The organism is Eubacterium sp. AF36-5BH, from assembly GCF_003460505.1.
Lineage (GTDB): Bacteria > Bacillota > Clostridia > Lachnospirales > Lachnospiraceae > Eubacterium_G.
Window position 1 is genome coordinate 88,528 of the sequence record NZ_QTVG01000010.1, and the last position, 7,701, is coordinate 96,228.

The 7,701-nt window shown below is 33.1% G+C and carries 4 protein-coding genes; all 4 read left to right on the forward strand.

The window, feature by feature from the left end; translation table 11 throughout:
- Nucleotides 1–262 precede the first annotated feature (262 nt).
- Entirely contained in the window at nucleotides 263–1,231 is a 969-nt protein-coding gene (locus tag DW006_RS10665) for a hypothetical protein (RefSeq protein WP_118000476.1), read from the forward strand.
- A gap of 141 nt (nucleotides 1,232–1,372) precedes the next feature.
- Nucleotides 1,373–3,910: a YhgE/Pip domain-containing protein gene (locus tag DW006_RS10670; protein ID WP_118000478.1), complete on the forward strand. Its 2,538-nt coding sequence runs from the start codon at nucleotides 1,373–1,375 to the stop codon at nucleotides 3,908–3,910.
- On the forward strand, nucleotides 3,907–6,084 hold the full coding sequence (locus DW006_RS10675) for a YhgE/Pip domain-containing protein (protein WP_118000480.1): 2,178 nt from the start codon (nucleotides 3,907–3,909) through the stop codon (nucleotides 6,082–6,084). The genes DW006_RS10670 and DW006_RS10675 overlap by 4 nt, the downstream gene beginning before the upstream one ends.
- Nucleotides 6,085–6,500: 416 nt before the next feature.
- The gene (locus tag DW006_RS10680; RefSeq protein ID WP_118000482.1) at nucleotides 6,501–7,487 is read left to right on the forward strand and encodes a diaminopimelate dehydrogenase; all 987 of its coding nucleotides are present in this window, start codon (nucleotides 6,501–6,503) and stop codon (nucleotides 7,485–7,487) included.
- Nucleotides 7,488–7,701 lie beyond the last annotated feature (214 nt).

Below are 7,701 nucleotides of genomic sequence, written 5' to 3' on the forward strand. Positions count from 1 at the left end.
TTTGTAATGAGGTACTATTGCTTTTTTTGGCTCTTTGTCAAGCTTGGGGGAGAAAATAACTTACATAAAATCCTGTGTGATTTTTAAAACTAATTTTAAAAAGTTTGAATAAATTGAAAAAAAATAAAAAATGTTGCATAAAGTCAGTTTACGGTATATAGTAAAAATGTGGTATAAAGAAACTAAAAGAAAAAACAAGAAATAAATATAAAGTTCTCTTGCATACTTCACAAGAGGACTTTTTTTGTTAGGAGGTAATTTTATGAAACACAAAATATGTAAAATTGTAGGAGCTTTACTAATGGCGACAGTGTTGTTTTCATTTGCAAACAATGTAGGGGCAAGTGAAACAAAAGTAAATTTTAAAGACGCATACTTGCTATTTTCAATTTGGGAAGGACAAGGTGATGCAACCATTGAAATAGGAGAGGATTTCTTAACTAAAGATAGAAATCTTGTTAATTATAATGAATTTGAAGATATCCTATTAGATGGAAAAAGCTTAAACAAAGAGAATTATGATATAACATCAGAAAATGAAAAAAATGAAATAGTTAAGGTTTCATTGAAAGAAAAGTATCTGAAGTTATTAAAAGATGGAGCTTATAATTTTGATATTGTTTTTGAAAAGGTTGTTGTGCCAACAAGATTATATGTGGTAAATAACAAAACGCAAATAAAGGACTTGTATTTTGATTTTAGTAAGCCTGAAAAAAATGGTGAAATTGTAGCCCAAATTGATACAACAGTTTTAGGGACAAACGTTGATATGAATCTGTTCAAAAATATTTTGAACAATGGAAAAATCATTAATACAAAAGATTATAAAATAGTTCAGAAAGGAAAAATCATAACTGTTAAATTTAGCAAAGCTTATGCAAACAAAATACCAGTGGGAACAACATATTACTATGCTGATTTTTATAATCTTCAAATTGGTTTAAAGGTAACTAAAGGACCTAAAAAAGTAACAGGTTTTAAAGCTACTAGAAAAAAATCAGGTATGAAGATTAGTTGGAAGAAACAGAAAAATGTTACCGGTTATGTAATAAAGATTAGCAAAGATAAAAAGTTCAAGAAGAATGTAAAAACAATAAAAGTAAATGGCAAACAGAAAAGTAAGCTTATTAAAAAGATAAAAAAAGGAAAGTGTTTTCTGAAAATAAAATCTTATGTTGAAATAGGTGGAAAAAAATATTACAGTGAATGGTCAAAAAGTATAAGAAAGTAAATATATATGTAGCGAAAAAAGGTAATTATTGAAATAAAAATAATTACCTTTTTTTGTGCAATCTGACGTAGTTTTTTACCTATGATTATGTTATGGTATTTTATTATGAAAATAGTAAAAAGTGGCAAATAGGAGAGTTGAATGAGAACAGTTCTAAAGATTTTTAAAAGAGATTTTCGCAGGGCGTTTAGCAACAGAGCGGCGGCTCTTATTATGGTGGGAGTTAGTCTTCTTCCTTCATTATATGCCTGGTTCAATATTGCAGCTAACATAGATCCCTATGCAAATACTCAGGGCGTAAAAGTTGCAATAGCAAATTGTGATGTGGGAAAAGAAACAGAGCCTCTGTCAATAAATGCGGGAGAAAATATTGTAGAGAGTCTAAAGAAAAATGACAAGCTGGGTTGGACTTTTGTAAGTGAAAGTCAGGCAAAGGAAGGGGTGAAATCCGGAAAATATTATGCGGCAATAGTAATTCCGAAAGATTTCAGTGAATCCCTACTTAGTATTTTGTCCGGCAAGCTTAAACAGCCGGAGCTGGATTATTATCTAAATGAAAAGAAAAATGCAATTGCACCAAAGATTACAGATTCAGGCGCTACAACAATACAGCAACAGATAAATGACACTTTTTCGTCAACAGCTTCAGAAGCAATATCAAAAATGGTAAGTGAGGCGGCGAAAAAGATAAAGGGTGATGTTGATGATACAAACGAAACAATAATTAATGACATTTCTTTAGTTCATAAAAATATTGAAGAATATAATAAGGTTCTTAAGAATTTTAAGAAAACAGCAAAGAGTTCGGAAAAAATAATTGATGATACAATCGATATTTTAAATGAAGTTAATAAGGTGGCTGATTCTACAGTAGATTCTGTTGCAGGTGTATCTTCACAAATTACAGATTCAAGAGAAAAGATAAGAACTTTTAGCGGCACATTTTCAAATAAACTACAGAATATAGAGAGTGATTTTAATGATATTGCAATAGCAACTTCCACAAAATTAACAAATTTTGAAAACAAAGGTACAAGTGCAAAAGAAGAGTTGGAGGTAGGAATTGACCAGGTTAATTCTTTGGTTAAAAGAAATTCAAAAATATTAGAGGAGCTTGCACAGCTTAACCGTAAGCTTGGAAATGACAGTGCCACAACAAAAATCGAAAAGCAGATTAGTGAAATTAATGACGTAGATACTGCTTTAGGAAAAATACAATCATCCCTAAACAGCGGTAATTCTACACTTGATAAGACTATAGCTAAGTCAAAATCCACAAGAGAACAAATTGGTTCAGTGGCTAAAAATGGTAAGAAATCCTTAGATGGTTACCAAAGTGATTTTCAGAAGAAAACATTGCCTAATGTATACGCATCTTTGGATGGCATGGTTACCATTAACGGCAATTTAAGCTCAACTCTTAAAGGGATAAAACCAACAGTCAAAGAAGCAAAGAAAATATTAAAACAGTTTGGTAAAAGTCTCAACAACATTTCAACAACAATGGATAATGCAAAAGAAACATTAGCAAAAGTTGATGAAAAGTTAGAAGGAATTGTAACAGACCTTCAGGCAATTAGTAGTACGGGAACATACGAAGAGTTAATTTCATTAAAGGGAATTGACACTGAAAAAATATCAGATTTTATGGCATCGCCTGTTGATATGGAATCAGAAGTGCTATATGAAGTAAAAAATTATGGCTCTGGCATGACACCATTTTACACAAACCTTGCTTTGTGGGTAGGTGGTTTGATTTTAGTTTCTATTTTAAAACAGGAAGTTGACAGAGAAGGAATAAAAGAAAAATTCTCAGCAACACAGGGCTATTTCGGAAGATGGCTTTTGTATGTGTGCACAGCCGTTGTGCAGGGATTCATAGTGTGCGTTGGAGATTTAGTAATACTTAGAACACAGTGCGTACATCCTTTTGTATTTATTTTAACAGGTATGTTTTTATCCTTTGTTTATGTAAATATTATTTTTGCACTGGCAATAACATTTAAACACATAGGAAAAGCGGTTGCGGTATTACTTGTTATTTTGCAGATACCAGGTTCGTCAGGAACATATCCTATTGAAATGATGCCGGAATTTTTTAGGAAGCTACATCCGTTAATGCCATTTACATACGGCATTAATGCTATGCGTGAGTGTGTGGCAGGCTATTACGGTCATATTTATTTGGAAAACATGATAGCGTTGGTTGTGTTTATAATTTTAGCTTTGTTTGTAGGCTTGGTAATCAGACCGTTAATTCTTAATTTAAACAATATGTTTGATAAAGAGTTGGCAAAAACAGATTTGATGTTATGTGAAACTGCAACAGCCACAAATAAAAACAAACAACTTCAAATGATAGCGAGAGCAATTTTGCAGGATGAATATGGAAGAAAGCAATTCCTTGAAAAGTCTGCTAAGTTTGAAAAGAATTATCAGAAAAAAATTAAAATTGGATTTATTAATATAATTATAATTCCTTTAGTATTTTTAATATTAATGTTTAGTTTGGAGTCTAAACTGGTATTTTTAATATTGTGGATTTTATCAATAATAATTCTTGCGGTTTACTTGATTTGCGTGGAATATATTCACAACAAAATACAAAAGCAAATTAAGGTAAGTGGATTCACTTCAGAAGATTTTGTAAAAGTATTAAAGGAGGAGAAGGACACATGAAGAATATTTTAAGAATTTTCAAAAAAGATGTCATTCGCATCCATAAAAACGTAATAGCCCTTATTGTAATCATGGGTATTACGATTGTACCTTGCCTGTACGCATGGTTTAACATTGCAGGAAGTTGGGATCCATACAGCAACACTGGAAATCTTAAGGTGGCTGTGGCAAGTGTAGATGACGGTTATGAGGGAACTTTGATTCCTATTAAACTAAATGTGGGTAATCAGGTTTTGTCAGAATTAAGAGAAAACACTCAAATGGATTGGATTTTTACGTCAAAGAAAAAAGCGGTTAACGGTGTGAAATCCGGAAAATATTATGCGGCAATTGTAATACCTGAGAACTTTAGTAACAGAATGATGAGCATTTTTTCGAAAAATGTAAAGAAGCCAAACATTATATATTATTCAAATGCTAAGGAAAATGCCATTGCACCAAAGGTTACTGACAAGGGAGCTTCAGCAATTCAAAAGCAGGTAAATCAGGTATTTATTGAGACAGTGTCTGATACAGCATTAACAGCTCTTCAAAGCGTATCAAATCTTGCTCAGGCAGGAGATGCAGACGACATTGTCAATAATTTGTGGAGTAATCTGGATAAAATCGCAGATGACCTTGAAGCCACGCAGAGTACGTTGGAAACTTTTGGCAACATGGCTGATGCTTCACAAAGCATGTTAAGTACAACTACAGACTTTTTTAAGGACACAAAAAGCAATACAAAAAGCAGTGAAAAAGAATTTAATGGAATTAAAAAACAGTTCAGTGGGATAAAAGATACATTAACTGCTACAACAGATGCTATTAATAGTGCACTTTCCTCGGGAAAGAAATTTTACGGAGAAATGAGTGATGTTATTGAAGATGCACTAAGCAGTCAAAGTCAAAACACTACAGATGTTAAGACCACACTTAACAAGGCATCTTCAAGAGTTAATTCAATGATAAGTGACTACTCCAAGTTGAAGTCTTCATTAGAATCAATTGAAAGGCGTCACCCTGAGCTGAGCAAGTACACCCAGTCTTTAATTTCAAAAATAGATGCATCATTGGAAACACAGGCAAAGTTAAATGATAAATTAGAAGAAGCTGAAAAAAATTTAAAAACCGGGAAGAATCGGTTGAACAAGGATAAGGCAGAAATTTTGAAATTAGTTGATAAAAGTAAAACTTCAGTGTCATCAGTGAAAACAGATTACTCAAAAGACGTGGAAGATGCTTTGAAGAAAATTTCAAATTCAGCAGGTAATGTTGAAAATGACATATCAGGTCTTTTAACAAAAATTGATAACAGAGCAAAAGGAATTTACAAGCTATCAGATTCTGTTGATTCAGACTTGTCGCAGATAAAGAAAACATTATCCGACTCAGGTAAACTTTTATCAAAAGCAGCCAAGAAAATCAGAAAAACAACAGGCAAGTTGAAAAATGCAAAAGATGGCGACAATTCAGATTTGAAATCACTAATCATGGGTAACAAAGAAGATTTAACTTCATTTTTGGCAACACCTGTACAGTTAAAAACAACTAAGTTGTATCCAATAGATAACTATGGTTCTTCAATGGCACCATTTTACTCAACCTTATCAATATGGATAGGCGGAATTGTATTGGTAGCAATGTTAAAAGTAAATATTTCTGAAAAAATGAAAAAATCTCTTAGAAACTTACAAAATTATCAGGCATACTTTGGAAGATACATTATTTTCTTAATTGTTGGTTTAATGCAAAGCACATTAATTGCTTTAGGCGATTTATATTATTTAGGAATACAGTGTGAACATCCATTTTTATTTGTGTTTGCATGCTGGTTCTCAAGTATTGTTTATGTAAATATTATTTACACATTGACAGTATCTTTTGGCGACATAGGAAAAGCCATAAGCGTTATCCTACTTGTTGTTCAGGTAGCAGGCGCAGGCGGCACCTTCCCAATTGAAGTAGCACCGGGCTTCTTCAGGGCAGTATATCCATTACTTCCATTTACACACAGCATGGCAGCTTTAAGAGAAGCGGTTGGAGGTATGTACGAAATGGTATATTGGATTGAACTTGGAAAGCTTGGAATATTCCTTGTGATTTCTTTATTTGTAGGTTTGGTTTTACGAAGACCAATAATAAAGATGAATGACGCATTCACTGAAAAGCTGGAAGAGACAAAGATAATGTAGTGCTGAAAAACTGGAAAAATCAAAGAAAATGTAAGACTAAAAGCTGAAAGAGTCGAAGATGTGCAAAGGCTAAAAAGTTGGACAGTCAAAAATCAGTAATAAGTAAATAGAAGGTAAAAGATTGAAACCGGTAATAAACAAATAGAAAGTAAAAGATTGAAATCGGTAATAAACAAATAGAATAAATTGTGATATACTTTTAGAGTTGGTGCTAATAGCATCAGCAATGAGTATAATACATTTACAAGACAGAAATAAATATCCATTGAAGAAAGCGTTTGATATCTATAGAATTATAAGCTTCAGGATATAATATTTAACGCGTTGTGTTTATTTTGGGATAGTAATTTAGTATGGTAAATGTGGCATGTACTTATTAGGAGATTAGGTAAATATATAAACGAAGGAGACTGAAAATGAAAACAAGAATTGGTATTTTAGGTTATGGTAACCTTGGAAGAGGTGTTGAGTGTGCTGTAAAAGAAGCCACTGACATGGAATTAGTTGCAGTTTTTACAAGAAGAGATCCTAAGGATGTAACAATCCTTACAGAAAATGTTCCTGTATGTAACGTTAAAGACGTAGAAGATTGGAAAGAAAAAATTGATGTTATGATTTTATGTGGAGGTAGTGCTACAGATCTTCCTGTTCAGACACCACAGTTCGCATCAATGTTTAATGTAATTGATAGTTTTGATACACATGCAAGAATTCCTGAGCATTTCGCAGCAGTTGACAAGGCTGCAAAAGAAGCAGGAAAAGTTGCAGTTATTTCAGTAGGTTGGGATCCTGGAATGTTCTCACTTAACAGAGTATATGCAAATGCAATTCTTCCAGATGGAAAAGATTACACATTCTGGGGTAAGGGCGTAAGCCAGGGACATTCAGATGCTATTCGTAGAATCAAAGGTGTTAAGAATGCTAAACAGTACACAATCCCAGTTGAAAGTGCATTAGAAAGAGTTAGATCAGGAGAAAATCCAGACCTTACAACAAGAGAAAAACATGAGAGAGAATGTTTTGTTGTATTAGAAGAAGGTGCTGACGCAGCAGCTGTAGAAAAAGAAATCAAAGAAATGCCAAACTATTTCTCAGATTACAATACAACAGTTCATTTCATTTCTGAAGAAGAATTAGAAAAGAACCACAGCGGTATGGCTCATGGTGGTTTTGTAATCCGTTCAGGAAAGACAGGAATGAACAAGGAACATAATCACATTATCGAATATAGCTTAAAGTTAGATTCAAATCCAGAATTTACAACAAGCGTTTTAATCGCATACGCAAGAGCAGCTAAACGTCTTTATGACGAAGGTCAGAAAGGTTGTAAGACAGTATTAGATATTGCACCAGCATACCTTTGCGAAGCAAGCGATGAAGATTTAAGAGCACACTTATTGTAAGAAGTAAGGCGTGTTTGTGGCTACTGCCACACATTTATAGAAATTGAAAAATTAGAAAAGAGAAAAAGGGCATCCCAAAAGGCAAGTAAGAAGCTAAAGGGGATGCCCTTTTTAGTAAAATTCCACCCCTATGAGAAGAGAAACAAGCAAAGGGGTGAAAATCCTGGAAAGTAGTAAAGCAAGAAAAAGAAAGCAAGTCAAAATTCCACCCCTA